Source organism: Embleya australiensis, from assembly GCF_051903075.1.
Lineage (GTDB): Bacteria > Actinomycetota > Actinomycetes > Streptomycetales > Streptomycetaceae > Embleya.
Genome location: NZ_CP182422.1, coordinates 6,290,844 through 6,306,204, shown reverse-complemented (window position 1 = coordinate 6,306,204; position 15,361 = coordinate 6,290,844). Strand labels below are relative to the sequence as shown.

General features: G+C 71.1%; 9 protein-coding genes. 4 read left to right on the top strand and 5 right to left on the bottom strand.

The genetic code is table 11. The annotated features are described in order from the left end of the window. Positions 1 to 162: 162 nt before the first annotated feature. Entirely contained in the window at positions 163 to 3,396 is a 3,234-nt protein-coding gene (locus ACMXN5_RS27090; RefSeq protein WP_439677419.1) for a DUF4082 domain-containing protein, read from the bottom strand. A 226-nt stretch (positions 3,397 to 3,622) separates the two neighbouring features. Here ACMXN5_RS27090 and ACMXN5_RS27085 point away from each other — a divergent pair, with 226 nt between their 5' ends. Beyond that, positions 3,623 to 4,558, top strand: a complete 936-nt coding sequence (locus ACMXN5_RS27085; RefSeq protein WP_439677418.1) for an NAD-dependent epimerase/dehydratase family protein — start codon at positions 3,623 to 3,625, stop codon at positions 4,556 to 4,558. 16 nt (positions 4,559 to 4,574) lie between these two features. Here ACMXN5_RS27085 and ACMXN5_RS27080 read toward each other — a convergent pair whose 3' ends face one another. Beyond that, a complete protein-coding gene (locus ACMXN5_RS27080; protein WP_439677417.1) occupies positions 4,575 to 5,186 on the bottom strand; it encodes a NeuD/PglB/VioB family sugar acetyltransferase in 612 nt (203 codons plus the stop codon). A gap of 153 nt (positions 5,187 to 5,339) precedes the next feature. Here ACMXN5_RS27080 and ACMXN5_RS27075 point away from each other — a divergent pair, with 153 nt between their 5' ends. The 3 genes from ACMXN5_RS27075 to ACMXN5_RS27065 all read left to right on the top strand — a co-directional run bounded on the left by ACMXN5_RS27075 (position 5,340) and on the right by ACMXN5_RS27065 (position 13,544). Next, a complete protein-coding gene (locus tag ACMXN5_RS27075; protein WP_439677416.1) occupies positions 5,340 to 6,365 on the top strand; it encodes an O-antigen ligase family protein in 1,026 nt (341 codons plus the stop codon). Between the two features lie 581 nt (positions 6,366 to 6,946). Continuing rightward, positions 6,947 to 8,959 (top strand): hypothetical protein, encoded by a 2,013-nt coding sequence (locus ACMXN5_RS27070; RefSeq protein WP_439677415.1) that lies wholly within the window; start codon positions 6,947 to 6,949, stop codon positions 8,957 to 8,959. Positions 8,960 to 8,990: 31 nt separating this feature from the next. Further along, positions 8,991 to 13,544, top strand: coding sequence for an FtsK/SpoIIIE domain-containing protein (locus ACMXN5_RS27065; protein WP_439677414.1), 4,554 nt, complete (start codon positions 8,991 to 8,993; stop codon positions 13,542 to 13,544). Between the two features lie 69 nt (positions 13,545 to 13,613). Here ACMXN5_RS27065 and ACMXN5_RS27060 read toward each other — a convergent pair whose 3' ends face one another. The 3 genes from ACMXN5_RS27060 to ACMXN5_RS27050 all read right to left on the bottom strand — a co-directional run bounded on the left by ACMXN5_RS27060 (position 13,614) and on the right by ACMXN5_RS27050 (position 15,182). Further along, positions 13,614 to 13,940, bottom strand: coding sequence for a hypothetical protein (locus ACMXN5_RS27060; RefSeq protein ID WP_395791964.1), 327 nt, complete (start codon positions 13,938 to 13,940; stop codon positions 13,614 to 13,616). Positions 13,941 to 13,984: 44 nt separating this feature from the next. Next, complete coding sequence (locus ACMXN5_RS27055; RefSeq protein WP_078974492.1) at positions 13,985 to 14,296, bottom strand: hypothetical protein; 312 nt, start codon at positions 14,294 to 14,296, stop codon at positions 13,985 to 13,987. A 79-nt stretch (positions 14,297 to 14,375) separates the two neighbouring features. Further along, on the bottom strand, positions 14,376 to 15,182 hold the full coding sequence (locus tag ACMXN5_RS27050) for a hypothetical protein (protein ID WP_439677413.1): 807 nt from the start codon (positions 15,180 to 15,182) through the stop codon (positions 14,376 to 14,378). Positions 15,183 to 15,361 lie beyond the last annotated feature (179 nt).

Genomic DNA, 15,361 nt, shown 5'->3' with positions numbered 1-15,361 from the left:
TGGGCGCGCCGGAGCTCGGGCCGCCGCGCCGGTCCCGGAGACCGGGCCGCCGGCGGCGTGTTGCCGCCGGCCGCGCGGTTTCCGTGTGTCGGCGCCGGCCGGTGCCGGTTGCCGGCGCCGGGACCGGGCTGGGACTGGTTGTCGGGGACTGGTCGGCGGCGACTAGTTGGTGGTGAAGACGACGTCCGCCCAGTAGTTGCTGTCGTTCCAGGTGCTTGTCGGGAAGCCGGTACCGGTCGTGTACACGCCGTTGCCGCCGACGGTGCCGGAGGCGGGGGCGGTGATCGGTCCGGTTCCGGCCGCCGCCGTCAGGCCGCCCTCGGTGGAGGAGTAGCGGCCCACGGGTGCGTAGTACGAGGCCACGTAGGTGGTGTTGGCGGCGATCACGACCGGTTGGGCGAAGTTCACCTGTTGCCAGCCCGACGCGCTCTCGCCGGTGAAGGTCGCACTGGTCAGGATGCTGCCCGTGGCGGACCAGATGGTCCCGGTGTGTGTGCCGGTGTTGCTCGGGCCCTTGTAGAACCGCAGGCCGGTGATCTTCCCGGGCACGGTGGTGCGGAATTTGACGCCGAGTTGCATGCCGGCGGTGTCGGTGTCGGAGAGTACGGCCGGCGTCGCCGTCGCGGGCCAGATGGTGCAGGACGGATTGCAGGTGGGCGGCGGGGTGCTGCCGGCCGTGGTGAAGGACCAGTATTTGTCGGCCATCGGCGTGCCGTCGGCGGATTGTGCGCCGCTGAGGGCGACCGAGTAGGTGGCGCCGGGTATCAGGTCGGTGGTCGGATCGAACGTGGCGACCCTGGTCGTGGCGTTGTAGCTCGCGGTTCCGGTGACCCGGCCGCTTTCGCCCCGGTCGATGGTCCAGACGATCGTCGCGGGCTGGACCGCCACGTCGAACGTGGCGGTGATGTTGCCGCCGACCGGGGCGAAGCCCTCCCCGTTCGCCGGGACGGTCGTGGTGACCTGCGGCGCGGTGCCGGTCGGGCCGCCGTTGGTGGTGATGAACACCGGGTCGACCCAGAAGTTGGAGTCGTTCCAGGTCGAGGTCGGGAATCCGGTGCCGTAGCGGTACACCCCGTTGCCGCCGGCGGCGTTGCTCGCCGGCGCGGTGAGCGGGCCGCGGATGTGCGCGGTGGTCAGGCCGCCCTGGTCGGCGGAGTATCTGCCGTTGGGGGCCAGGTAGGACGCCACGTAGGTGGTGCCCGCGGTGACCGCCACGGGCTGAGCGAACGTCACCTGCTGCCAGCCGGACCCGGTTTCGTTGCCGAACGTGGCGGTGGCGAGTCGGGTGCCGGTCGCGGACCACAGGGTCCCGGTGTGCGTACCGGTGTTCGCGGCGTCCTTCCAAAAGCGCACGCCGGTGATGAAGCCGGCCCGGTCGGGTTGGAACTTGACGCCGAGTTCGGTGGCGGCGGTGTCCGGGTCCGGTCCGGCCGAGGGTTGGTCGGTCGGCGCCCACAGGGTGCATGGACACGTGACGGGTTGCGGTGGGCCGCCGAGGGTCACGGTGACGCCCGCCGACGGGGTCTCGGTACGGGCGCTGTCGTCGGTGGCACGGGTCTTGATGGTGATCGTGCCGCCGGCGCCGGTGGTGAACACGTAGGTCCAGTTGTCCCGGCCGGTGGTGGCGGGGTGCCAGGTCGCGCCGTTGTCGACGGAGACCTCGACGCCGCCGACCCGGCCGCCGGTGTCGGTCGCGGTGCCGGTGATGGTGACGTTGGAATTGGTGGGCAGGCTGCCGCCGTTGGTCGGCGCGGTGATGGTCGAGGTGGGCGGCGTGGTGTCGGTGCTCTGGGTCGCGGCGACCATGCCGCTCATCAGCGTGCCCGGTTGTACGCCCATGTCGGCGAACAGGTTGATCGTGGCCTGCTGCATCGCGGTGTCCACGGTGCCGTTCGCGCCGACCCGGTACACGTCCAGGCCCCAGGCCCACTGCACGGTGCCCGCGCCGAAGACGAGGGCGCCGCTGGGCGCGCGGTACAGGGTCAGGCTGTGCGTGGAACTGCCGTCGGCGTAGGTCGAACCCTGGTCCTGGAGCACCGACATGCCGGACTTGACCGTGGTGGACAGGCGGATCAGGCCCGCGGGTCGGGCGCCGTTGTCCAGGTCGGAGTCCCACTCGTAGCCCAGCGTGCCGCTGCCGAGGGTGGTCTGCGCGGTGAGTCCGAGGGTGGCCAGGCGGGTGTTGCGCCACAGGCGCAGCCGCCCGTCGGCGCCGTTGGCGTTCATGTCGGTGGTGCAGCAGTTGACGGTGAAGATGGTGCCGGTGACGTTGTTCTCCGGTCGGCCGCCGTCACCGGGTGGCGAGAAGCGCGGGTCGCGCCAGGTGCCGGTCCACGTGCTCGGGCCCAGCGGGTCGATCGACTGGTTGGCGTGGGTGTCCTTGTAGGCGACCAGGTTGCGGTGGTCGGGGCCGTTGCCGTTGATCCCGCCGTTCTCCCAACGGGTCTTCCAGAACATCTCGTTGCCGGAGAAGAAGGCGAGGTTGACGCCCGCGTCCCGGGCCGCCTCGACGTTGGCGCGTTGTGGGCCGGACCAGTATTCGTCGTGGCCGACGGACAGGAACACCTTGTGGTTCTTGATCAGTTGGCCGCGTCGATCGGTGTCGACGCCGGTCGTGTAGGAAACGTCGTAACCATTGCGTTCGATGAAGCGCAACATCGCGAACTCGGCGTTGAACAGCGAGTCCTCGGGATTGTCGGCGCGCGTGGTGAACGGCCGGTTGTAGCTGACCTTGTAGGCGCGCCCCACCGGTTGTCCGGTGTACAGGTCGTTGCCGCCGTAGGCGTTGTACGCCTGCCATGTGGTGTCGGAGGACTGCATCAGCAGTGCCGAGTGCGACGCGTCGTTGCGGACGATGAACGGGATCTGGCTCGCGCCGGAACTGCCGTCGGTGCGGGTGGGTTTGGCGATGTAGTAGCCGGATACCGCGTCGGCGGGCACGGTCCAGGACGCGGAGTCGGTCCAGTTGGAGCAGTCGATCAGACCGGTCACCAGGTTGTCGATGTCGCAGTCGTCCTGCCGCTTGGGCGTCGTGGCGGAGGCCGGAATCGTGTAGACCTTGCGCGCGCCGTTGCCGTTGTACCAACCGAGTCGGTAGATGTCGACGCGGTAGGAGCTCGCGGTGGTGTCGATCCGGAACTTGATCTGGCCACCGGCGTTGACGCTGATGTCCGTGGAGTAGCCCTGGATGGCGTTGCTGCCGGCGCCGCTGACGTCCCATTCGGTCCGCGGGTTGCCGGTCTTGCTGTTCTCGCAGGCGATGGCGTTGGCGACCGGCGCGTCACAGGGACCCGCGGCCGCCTTCGGTGTCTCCGGTGCCGCGACGGTCAATGCGAGCAGCAGCGCGAACAGTGTCGGTATCGTCGCTCTGCGCAGCCTTGGCCTGGGTATCTTCATGAGTGTCCCCCACCCGAATATCGGTCCCCGGGGCGGTGTCCCGGGGCCGAGATACGGGAAAGTGTGGCGTACGTTCCGGCCTGTTGTCCGGGTTTTGCCCTCTCGTGAAGCGGGCCGTGGGTACAGTGCGGGGGGCCGGGGGTGGGGCGACTCCGGGCCGAGCCCGGGGAGTTCGAATCGGCGACTCGGGTGGGGACGGTTGGGCGCGACGGTCCGGGGGGACTTTGTGAAGGTAGTGATCACCGGCGGTGCCGGTTTCATCGGCGCGAATCTGGCCGCTTCGTTGCAGGGCCACGACGTGGTGCGCGACGTGCACGTGGTCGACGATCTGTCCACGGGATCGCTCGCGAATCTCACCGGCTTGAAGGTGACGTTCCATCAGGGCTCGATCCTGGAACCGGAGTTGCTCGACCGCGCGTTCGTGGGTGCGGACGCGGTGGTGCACCTGGCCGCGTTGCCGTCGGTGCCCCGGTCGGTGGAGGCGCCGCTGGCCAGCCACCATGCCAACGCGACGGGCACTCTAGAGGTGTTGGAGGCGGCGCGGCGGGCCGGGAACATCCACGTGGTGGCCGCGTCCTCGTCGTCGGTGTACGGCGCGAATCGCGAGTTGCCCAAGCGGGAGGACATGCGCACCGCGCCGCTGAGCCCTTACGCGGTGAGCAAGTTGGCCACCGAGGCGTATCTGATCGCGTACGGCAACTGCTACGGGCTGCCGGTGTTGCCGTTCCGGTTCTTCAACGTCTTCGGCCCCGGCCAGCCGGCCGATCACGCGTACGCCGCGGTGATTCCGCGCTTCGTGGACGCGGCGTTGGCGGGTCGGCCGCTGTCGGTGCAGGGTGACGGCGAGCAGACGCGCGACTTCACCAACATCGACAGTGTGTGTGCGGTGTTGACCGACGCGGTGTTGCGCCGGGTGGTCTCGGACATCCCGGTCAACCTGGCCTTCGGCTCCCGGACTTCGTTGAACGCGCTGATCACCCTGCTGGCGGAGGTGCTGGGGCATGCGGTCGAGGTGGAGCACACCTCCCCCAGGCCCGGTGACGTGCGGGACTCCCAGGCGGACGGGTCGCGGTTGCGCGCGTTGTTCCCGGCGGCCGAGCCCGTCGAGTTGCGTGACGGGCTGGCCCGGACGGTCGAGTGGTTCCGGTCGCGACTCGGCTGAGGCGCGGTCGGGCGGGTCAGTCGTCGGCGGGTGTGCGGAGGGGGCGGGCGGGTGCGCCCACCACGGTGGTGCGGGCGGGCACGTCGCGCGTGACCACGGCGCCCGCGCCGACGAAGGCGTCCGGGCCGATGGTCAGGCCCTGGAGGACGACGGCGTTGCTGCCGACGGTGGCGCCCGCGCACAGGTGCACGTTGCCGGAGATGTTGGCGCCCGGATACACGGTGGCGCGCGTGTCGAGCACGGCGTCGTGGCCGATGGTGGCGTTGTAGTGGACCTGTGCGTGCGGGCCGAGGGTGACGCTGCTGGAGACGTACGCGTTGGCCTGGACGAGGCAGCCGGGCGCGAGCACCGTCTCCGGCGCGATCACCGCGCGCGGATGTACGAGGGTGGCCGGGCGCAGTCCCCGCCGCTCCATCAGGAGGGCGAGCCGGGCCCGGGCGGCGGGGGCGGCGATGCCGACCAGATATTCGCCGCCGACGGCCTCGTCGGGACGCAACACCGGCAGTCCGCGGACCTGTTCGCCGGCGCGGGCGTCGTCGAGGAACGCGGTGACGGTGAGCGCGGCGGCGAGCGCGGTATCGAGGGCTTCGCGGCCGACGCCGCCGGCTCCGCAGATGTAGAGCTGCATGGGGGACATCCTGGCACCGCCGGGCGGTCGGGGTGGGGCACACACGAACGCGAGCGTGGGCACGAACGCGGTCGCGGGCGCGGCAGGGCGGGCCCGGATCGTCGAGTGGAAGCGAATGGTGCGGTGAGTGCTGACCGAGAAGGCGACCTTCGGGTGCACGACAGGGCGCGATATCTGTCCCGACTGGATCCGCCGGGTGCCGCGCTGATCGCGGTGGCGGCGTTGTGGGCTCCGGTGGCGGCGGCGAACCGGGTGGGTGCGCCGGGGAGGTATCTGCTGGCGCTGGCGGTGGTGGCCGGGGCGTACGTGCTGGGGCGGTTGTGCGGCGGGCGGTTCGCGTTACCCGTGCCGGCGATGCTCGCCGGCGCGGTGACGGTGATGTTGGTGGTGTGGCCCGACGCGGTGAGTGGGGACGCGACGGCGCCGCCGTTGGATTATGGGAACGCCGACGGGGCGCTGGTGGCGCAGGGGGTGGGGGCGGCGTGTCTGGCCGCGCTGGCCGCCGGGTCGGGTCGGTGGCGGGCCGGACTCCTGGTGTTGGCCGGGGTGTTGGTGGTGGGTACGTTCGCGACGCGGTCGGTGGCCGCGGCGGCGGGTGCGCTGGCGGTGTTGTCGACCGCGCTGCTGGCGCCGCTGGTGCGGCGGCGGGGCACGGTCGTGGCGCTGTCGGCGCTGTGTGCGGCCGGGGTGGTGCTGGGCACCGTGGTCCTCGGGGCGCTGGGTACGCGGACGGAGGGCGTCGAGGGCGCCGCCCGGGCGGGGTTGACCGAGCGTCGGGTGCAACTGTGGGGCGACGGCGTGCATCTGACGAAGCGTTTCCCGGTGCGCGGGACGGGTCCCGGCACGTTCGTGGAGAACAGTCCGACCGTGCGTTCGGACGCGGATGTGCACTCGGCGCATTCGATGTGGCTGCGGCAGAGCGCCGAGCAGGGCGTCCCCGGGGCGCTGTGTCTGGTCGCCGTGGTGGGATGGGTGTACGTGCGGTTGTGGCGCTCGGCGCGGTCGCCGGCGGTGGTGGCGGTGGGGTCGGTGACCTTCACGGCGTTCGTGGTGCAGGCGTCGATGGACTATGTGGCCGAGTTTCCGGCGGTGTTGGCGGCGGTCGGGGCGCTGGTGGGGGTGGCGACGGCGGGGCCGGACGCGCGGGCGCGGGCGGTCCCGGCGGTGGGGGTTTCGTAGCGCTGGCGGGGTCGTTCCCGGCGTGATCGGGTGAACGAGGCGGCCGGTGGTCCAAGTTGACGGCCGGAGTTGCCGGGGGCGCGGTTTGTCCGGATCGGCGAGCTTGAGGGCTTTGCTCAAGCTTTGGCCGCTTCACCCGATCTACGCTCGGGAAACCTCAGATGAAGCTCAGATCCGTCACGTCGAGGCGGGTCCCCGTCTATTTTGTGGAATCGCCGCACCACGGGCGCACCTATTTCCCAGGCAAGGGGAATGTCACGTCGATTCGCAGGTTTGTCGATCTGCGTGCAGGATTGCCGGAATCCCGTTTCGAGTTCGTTGCGGGATTTTCCAGAGAATGAGAACAGTCGGGACGGACGGTCCGGGGGGCCGTCTGCCGTTCGGGTGGGTACGAGCCCCGGCATCCCGTTGTACGTGCAGGTCACTGCCCTGTCGTCAGGCGGGCGTCGGACCGGCCGGCCGCCGGGCCGGCGCGGTGAACCGACGTCTCGCCATGCCCCCGAAACGGTGTCGGATGGTTCCGAAAAGCCCAACTCGAAATTCTGCGCCGGCTCTTTCGAATACGCTGCGCGGCTGCTTCAATGCCCACTGATCTCCGGGTGACCCCGGTATCACCTGTTCAGTGGGAGGGCACGATCAGCAGCACGACGGCCGCCAAGCCTTTCGGCGCGGACTTCTGGAGCGGCAACCGGGGCGTGGGCTGGCTCGCCCTGCTCGAACTCGTGATCCTCGTCGTGGTGTTGCTGCGGGTGTTGTCCCGACGGGCCGGTCCGCGCGGCCTGTTCCGCGGGTTCGGGCATCAGGTGGCCGCGACGGGGCGGGCGTTCGCCGCGCCGTTCGTCGCCTGGCGGCGGGATCGCCGCGGGGTCGCGGTGCTGGCCCGGCATCTGGGTGCGCCGGAGACTTTCGAACACGCCACGCGGGCGCTGGGCGCGGCCCGGGCGGCGGGGGCGCGGCCGTGGGCGGTGGTGCTGACGGGCGAGCGCGTGGCGGTACGGCTCGCGGCGGTCCGGGCGCCGGAGGCCGCAGAGCCCTGGGTGGTGGACCCGGACGACGCGCTGGTGTGGACGGCCGCGGTGGCCGATCTGGGTGTGCCCGAGCCGACGGAGGCCGTGCCGCTGCCGATCGTGGTCGGGTTGATCGGGGCCGATGTGGTCCTGCTGGATGCGGCGGCGGTGGGGCCGGTGCTCACCGTGACCGGGGACCGGGCGGGCACGGATCTGGGTCATGCGTTGACCGCGCAGCTGGTTCGGCGGTTGCCCTCGGGTGTGGTCGGCGTGGCTCACGGTGTGCATCCGGGGTTCCCCGGGCGGTCGACGGCCGAACTGGCCGCCGATCCGGCGGTACGCGTCCTGGTGTGCGCCGAGCCCGCTCCGGAGGCGGCGGGTGAACCGGCGGCGTTCGCGGCGCGGCCGGGGCGTACGGTGCTCGTCCTCGGGGAAGTGCGGGGGCGGCGGCTGAGCCTGCGTCCGGACGCCTTCGGGGTGTTGCCCGCCGCGGACGGCCTGGGCCCGGTCGAAACGGCCGGCCTGGCGCGTGCGGTGGCCCGCGTGATTCGGTCCGGGCGCCCGACGGGGCCGGCGGCGGACACGGCTCGGACGGTGCCGGGGGGCGTGGGCGGAACGGGTGCGGCGCGGGCAGGAGTTGCGGACGTCGCGCCCGTGCGGGTCGGTGCGGGAGCTTCGTCCCGAAACAGTACGGATGTCGGCGGCGGCGCGCTGGACCGGGCGGACGGTGTGATCGCGCCCATCGGTGGGCAGCGCGCGGCCGGCTTGGGAGGCGGTACGGCCGGCGCGGGCGGGGCCGGCCGAGTCGGCGATGTGGTCACGGTCGGTGCGGTCGGGCGTCCCGCGCGGACGGGCGGTGACGGTGGCCCGGTCGAGGGTGCCGCTCCGGCGGTGGAGCCGGGCGCGGCGGAGTCCGTGGACGGGCGGCGGGATGGTTCCGGCTCGGCGGACGGGGTGGGCCACGGGCGGGTGAGCACGCGGGCCTCCTCGGGCAGTGCCGCCACGGCCACCGCGTCGGCATCGGGCCCAGCGAGTACCGGCGCGTCGGCGTCGGCTGCCCCGCCCGCATCGGGTCCTGCGGGTGCCGGGGCGTCGCTGAGCGCGTCGGCGTCCGCGACCGCCGCTGCGGATGCGGGAGTTCCGGGTCTGGCTCGATCGCGCGTGTCGCCGTCAACGGCCGGGCAGCGGCGATCCGACGCCGATCTCCGCTCCGAGGGCGGGGCCGAGCCGGCCTCCCCCACACCCGAAGCGACCCACCGCCCGACTCCGGCAGCCTCGCAGCGGCACACGACCGCAACCCCCGCGGCATCCGCGAACACGGGATCGCCAACCCCGCCGCCAACCCCCGAAAGGCCACCGGCCGCAACCACCGCCGGCCGCCGGCCCCCGGCCTTCGCCTCGGCCCGCCAACCCCACCAACCCACCGAACCGCCCACGGCAACCGGCGTACCCCAGCCGCCCGTTACGCCGTCGGCGACCGCCGTGTCGACCGCGTCCACGCCCACCACCCCCGAGCCCCCCGTCGCGTCCGACGTGCTCGGGGTGGGTGAGTCCGCCGCCCCGACCATCGACCCCGCCCGGCCGTGACCGTCGTCCGTGTGCTTTTGGAGGCGATCCCATGCGATTGACCATCACCGTGTCCGAGCCCGCGCGGGGGCGGCGGGAGTCGATCCTGGTCGACGCGCCGGCCGAGAGCACCGTTCGGGATCTGCTCGAACACCTCGCCGACACGCATGACCTGGGCGCGCCCGGGTTGCCCTGCCGGCTCGGGGACACCGTGCTCGACCCCGACGACGCCCTTTCGGCCTGCGGCATTCGCGAGGGCGGCGAACTCACGCTCGGGGCGGCACGCGTCGAGCCGCCCCCGTGCCCCGATCCGCCGCTCGTCGAGCTGCACCACGCGGCGGGGCCCGGGGCCGGGCGGATCTGGCCGCTGCCGATGGGTACCTACGACATCGGCTCGGCCCCGGAATGCGCGATCCGGATCGATGAACCCGGCGTACCGACGCACGGGATCCGGGTCACGGTCGGCCCGAACGGCAAGGTGCGGGTCGCCGCGCCGGCCGGGAGCGAGATCCGGCTCGGGCGGGTGTACCGGACCAAGGAGGACACGCCCGAGCGGCCGGTCGATCCCAAGGACAAGGAGTTCGCCGACGAGCCGCCGCCGGACCCGGAGGCGCCGATCGTCGACGAGGTCGCCTGGGACCTCGGCGTGGGCCTGACCGTGGGCCCGGTACTGCTGCGCCCCGCCGCGCCGTTCGACGCGGGCGCGGACATCGTGCCCTCGGCCGACGGCGCGGGCCTCGACTTCAACCGGCCGCCGAGGATCGTGGAGCCGGTCCAGGGCGGCCGGTTTCGGATCCCGACCCGGCCGCGCGGCTCGTTCCGGCAGCCGTTCCCGATGCTGGTCACGCTCGCGCCGATGTTGCTCGGGCTGGTCATGGTGAAGGTCTTCCACTCCTACTTCTTCCTGATCTTCGCGATCTTCAGCCCGATCATGGCGCTGGCCAACTGGATCTCCTCGCGGCGCAGCGGACGCAAGCAGTTCGTCAAGGACCTGGCCGCCTACCGGGTGCGCAAGGCGGAGGTGCTGGCCGAGGTGGCCGCGAGCACGGAGGTGGAGCGGCAGGGGCGGGTTGACGCGATCCCGGACCCGTCGACGACCGGTCTGTTCGCCACCGGTCCGGGGCAGCGGTTGTGGGAGCGGCGTCGGGTCGATCCGGACCATCTGGTGTTGCGCGTGGGCACGTCGGCGCACACCTCGCTGAACGAGGTCGAGGATCCCGATTCGCAGTCGTTGGAGCGGCGCGCGACGTGGACGGTACCGGACGTGCCGACGGCGGTGGATCTGCCGCAGCAGGGTGTACTCGGCGTGGCCGGGCCCGGTGGGCCGGCGTTGCGGATGGCCGGGTGGCTGGTCGCGCAGGCGGCGATCCTGCACAGTCCTCGGGATGTGCAGGTGCGGTTGCTCACCGGGGCGGCGGGGGCCGAGGAGTGGGGGTGGCTGGCCTGGTTGCCGCATGCGCGCGGCACGGTGCCCGGTGGGCCCGAGGTGTTGCTCGGCAGCGATCCGGAGACGATCGCGGCGCGGGTCGCGGAGTTGGTCCAGGTGGTACGGGCGCGCCGGGCCGCCGCCGAGACGTTGTTGCGCAACGCGGTGTTCGCCGAGCCGGACATCGTGCTGGTGGTGGACGGCGCCCGGCGGCTGCGGGAGATCCCGGGCATGACGCAGGTGTTGCAGGAGGGCCCGCAGGTACGGGTGTTCTCGATCTGCGTGGACACCGAGGAGCGTTTCCTGCCGCAGGAGTGCACGGCGGTGATCGGCCTGGCCGACGCGGGGCAGGGGCGTGGTCCGGTCGCGACGTTGCGCCGGCACGGCACGCCGACGGTCGCCGATGTGCGGCCGGATCTGCCGACGCCGGCGTGGTGCGAGTCGATCGCGCGGGCGTTGGCGCCGGTGCGGGACGTGACCTCGCCGGACGAGGGCGCGCTGCCCGATCGGGTGTTGTTGCCGGAGTTGTTGGCATTGGATCCGCCGGACCCGGCGACGATCGGCGAGCGTTGGCGGCGGCGGCCCGCGTCCACGCGGGCGTTCCTGGGCGCGGGCTACGACGGCCCGGTCTCGTTCGACCTGGTCCTCGACGGTCCGCACGCGTTGATCGCGGGTACCACGGGATCGGGCAAGTCGGAGCTGTTGCAGTCGTTCGTGGCCGCGCTTGCGGCGGCGAACCGACCGGACGAGTTGACCTTCGTGCTGGTCGACTACAAGGGCGGCTCCGCGTTCAAGGACTGCGTCGAACTCCCGCACACGCTCGGCATGGTCACCGACCTCGACGCCCAGCTGGTGCATCGGGCGATGGCCTCGCTCGGCGCCGAACTCACGCGCCGTGAGCTGCTGTTGGCGATGGTGGGGGCGAAGGACCACGCGGAGTATCGGGGCAAGCGCATGCGGGACGCGGAGTTGCCCGCGCTGCCGCGACTGCTGTTGATCGTGGACGAGTTCGCCACGCTGGTGCGTGAGGTGCCGGACTTCATCCCGGGTCTGGTCGGGATCGCCCAGCGCGGTCGTTCGCTGGGGATCCACATGGTGCTCGCCACGCAGCGTCCGGCCGGGGTGATCACGGCGGACATCCGGGCCAATACGAATCTGCGGATCGCGTTGCGGGTGACCGACGCCGGGGAGAGTTCGGACGTGATCGACACCAAGGACGCGGTGGCGATCTCCTCGTCCACGCCGGGTCGGGCGCTGGCCCGGACCTCGCATCACACGGTGATCCCGTTCCAGACGGCGTACGCGGGCACCGAACGGGTGGACAGCAAGGCCGATCCCGACGCGATCCGGGCGCTGCCCGCTCCGGTGGAGCCGGTACGCCCGCAGACCTCGGTGTTGTCCTGGAGCCGGCTGGGTCGACCGCGTCCGCCCGCCGTCGAGGTGGACATCGAGCCACAACCACAGCCGGGGGACGCCGAACCGACCACCGATCTCAAGGAGTTGGTCACCGCGATCTCGGCGGCGGCCGCGGCCCTGCCGGACTTCGTCAAACCGCCGAGCCCGTGGCTGGACCCGCTGCCGCATCGGGTGCTGCCGGCGGATCTGCCGCCGGCCGCGCCCGGTGCCGAACGGCCGCCCGGCGCGCTGGAGCCGGTGGCGTGGGCGATGGAGGACGTACCGCATCTCCAGGCGCGCAAGCCGGTGTTGCTCGACCCGAGCACGTTCGGCCACCTGTTCGTGGTGGGCGCGCCGCGCACCGGGCGCAGCCAGTTGTTGCGCACGATGGCGGCGGCGCTGGCCCGGCGGCACTCGTGCGGTGTGGTGCACATCCAGGCGATCGACGCCGGCGGTGGGGCGTTGGCCGCGCTGGCCGATCTGCCGCACTGCGGCACGGTGGTGCCGCGCAACGACCTGAGCCGGATCGACCGGTTGATCTCTCGGCTCGGCGAGGAGTTGAGCAGCCGTCAGGAGCTGTTGTCCCGGCAGGCGTGCGCGAATCTGACCGAGTTGCGGGCGAGCGACGCGCGGGGATGTCCGGCGCATGTGTTCCTGCTGATCGACGGGTGGGATCCGCTGGCGCCGACGTTGTACGAGTACGACGACGGCCGGGTGATGAACGAGGTGGTGCGGTTGTTGCGCGAGGGCGCGGCGGCGGGGATCCATCTGGTGATGACCTCGGAACGCACGTTGATCAACGGGCGGTTGTCCTCGGTCAACGACGACATGGTGCTGTTGCGGCTGGCCGATCGGGCCGAGTATTCGGGCGCGGGGGTGCCGCGGACCGCCATCCCGGGGTCGATGCCGCCGGGGCGCATCCTGCTGTCGGGTTCGTGGACCGAGGCGCAGGTGTGTCTGCTCGGTCCGGGTGAGAGCGGGCGCGAGCAGGTCGAGGCGCTGCGCCGGATCGCGGCGGACGCCCGCGAGCGGGACGCGGGGGTGGATCCGGCGCGGCGGCCGTTCGTCCTGGCGCCGCTGCCCGCCTCGATCACCTTCGCCGAGGCGTACGAGGCGGTGACCGAGGAGCAACGCCGCCCGCTGTGGGGGCTGTTGGGGATCGGCGGTGACGCGGTGGGCGCGGTCGGCGCGGATTTCGCCGACGCGCAGCACACGTTCGCGGTGGTCGGGCCGCCCGGCAGCGGGCGCAGCAACACGCTCGCGACGATGGCGGTGTCGCTCCTGGCGAGCGGGACCCGGGTGGTGGCGATCACACCGCGCGATTCGCCGCTGCGTCTGTTGCGGGCGCATCCGCTGGTGACGCTGGTGGAGGGGGCCGACTCGGACGGGTCGCGGACCTCGGCGGCGGTGGCGGAACTGGCGGGGCCTGCGGTGGTGTTGATCGACGACGCGGATCTGCTGTCGGAGATGGGGTCGATGGTCGGGTACGCGCTGCGCGATGTGATCGGTTCCGGCCGCGACCGGGGCATCGGGTTGGCGTACGCGGCGACGGCCGAGACGTTGTTGCAGTCGCTCAGCGGGTGGTTGGGCGATGTCCGGCGCAACCGGCAGGGCATCCTGCTGTCGCCGCAGCTCGGTGGGGAGGGTGATCTGATCGGTGCCCGGTTGCCCACCGAGCGGGTTCGGCAGCCGCTGCGGATCGGCCATGCCTGGATCCGGGACCGGAAGGGTTTCCTGGCTCCGGTGCTGGTGCCGGAGACACAACTGCGCCCCGCCGCCGAATGACGGCGGGGGGCGCGGGAGGGCGGCGGCGCGGTTCCCGGTGGTCGATCCACGCGGGAACCGCGGGCCGGGTCAGGTGGTGTGCGCGGGCGGCGGCTTGACGTCCTCGCCGTCGAGGCTGCGCAAATTGCTCACCACGACCTGGAAGGTGTCGCTGAACTGCTTGATCGAAACCATTGCCTTGTCGAGTGAAGTGGTCAACTCGTCATAGGACTGGGTCATCTGCGGGCTGGTCTTCCGCAGATAAAGGCCACCGTCGGGGTTCAGCAATGCCGTCACGACGCCCCGCAGACTCTGCAATGCGTCCTGTGTGCTCTTCGCACTGGTCACCATGTCGGTGGCGACGTGTTCGACCTCGGCGATATTGACATCGACATCCGTGCCGGTGGGAGTGGTCATGCCCATCCTTTTCGTGGTGCGGGAGCGGGGGGTGGTGGATTCGGTCAGCCGGACTTCTGCAGCGCCGCCTTCATCGACGAGTCGAGCTTCTGCGCCGCCTCGACAATCTTGTCGAATTGCTGGGAGAAGGTGATGATGTTGAGGATCGCCTTTTCCAGGTCCGCGCTCAGCGTCTTGTATTTGGTGTTCAGCTCGTCGCTGCTGAGCTTGAGCCACAGACCGGATCCGGGCTTCAGCAGCGCGTCCACCTTTCCCTGGAGTCGGCGAATCTCCAGGACCGCCGCGTCGGACACCTTCTTCATTTCCAGCTGGGCGGTGTGCACCTGGTCGTAGGTAATCTTGAAATCGCTCGCCATGGAGAATCCTCACTGCGCCGTGATGATGTTTCGAAAATGCCGCGCGAACCTGCGCGGACGGGTGCGGACGTGTGTCGGGCTACCTCGGGTCCCGGCCGTGGCCACCGATCGGCGGTCGGTACGGGGGCTCCTTGACGACCTTGGTCCACGAGGACTCGGGGGCCTTGATGTTCGGGTTGGTATAGACCGTGGTGCCGTCTTTGTCGGTGATCGTCTTGGTGCCCCGGCCGGCCCCGTCCACCTCGACCTTCTCGGTGCTCACCGAGCCGTCCCGACCTGTGGTGACGGTGTTGTAGGCACCGTTGTCGCCGTAGGTGGTGTGCTCGGTGTAGGTGGTGCCGTGATCGGTGATGGTCACGGTCTGCTCGGTCACGTTGTAGTTGCCGTCGACCTTGACCGTGACGTCGGTGGTGACGCCGTTCTTGTCGGTGTTCGTGTAGTGCAGGGGCGGTTGGTCGCTCGGTTTCTCCGGCGCCGTCTCACCCTCCTTCGGCTTTCCGTCCGGGTGGGTCTTGAGCCATTCGTCCCAGGCTTTCTTCTGCTGGATCCATCGGTCCAGCGGATTTCCCCCCGGCGTTGCCGCGAATTGTGCCGCGACGCCGTCGTCCCACGCTTCCGCGCCGTCCGCGACATAACCGAGGAGTTTCGACAGCGCGCCCAATCCGTCGACCGCCTTGCCCATGGGTGCGGACCACGCGGTATAGAAGGAACCGAGCGGCGCGGCCACGCCGCCGATGTCCGCGGCCGGGATAGTACCGTATTGGCCGGGCACCTGGCTGCCATGGGTACGGAACTTCGCCGCGTCCTCCTTGAACGTATTGGCGAGCAGCGTCAGCGCGCTCGCCATTTTGCGAAGCTCGGTGTAATCGAGGGAAATATCGGGCAAAGCGAACTCCATTCGACAGATCGGCGTCGGGTTCGGTCCCGCACCGCGTCCGAACACTGGCGCCGTGTCTCATCATCGGCCAAGATTGCCGGAGAATAAAGAGCCGCAGCGTCCCGTCCCGATATCGCCGATGCGCTGCACCGCCGTCACGAGAGCATCGACATCCGACGCGATCGAAC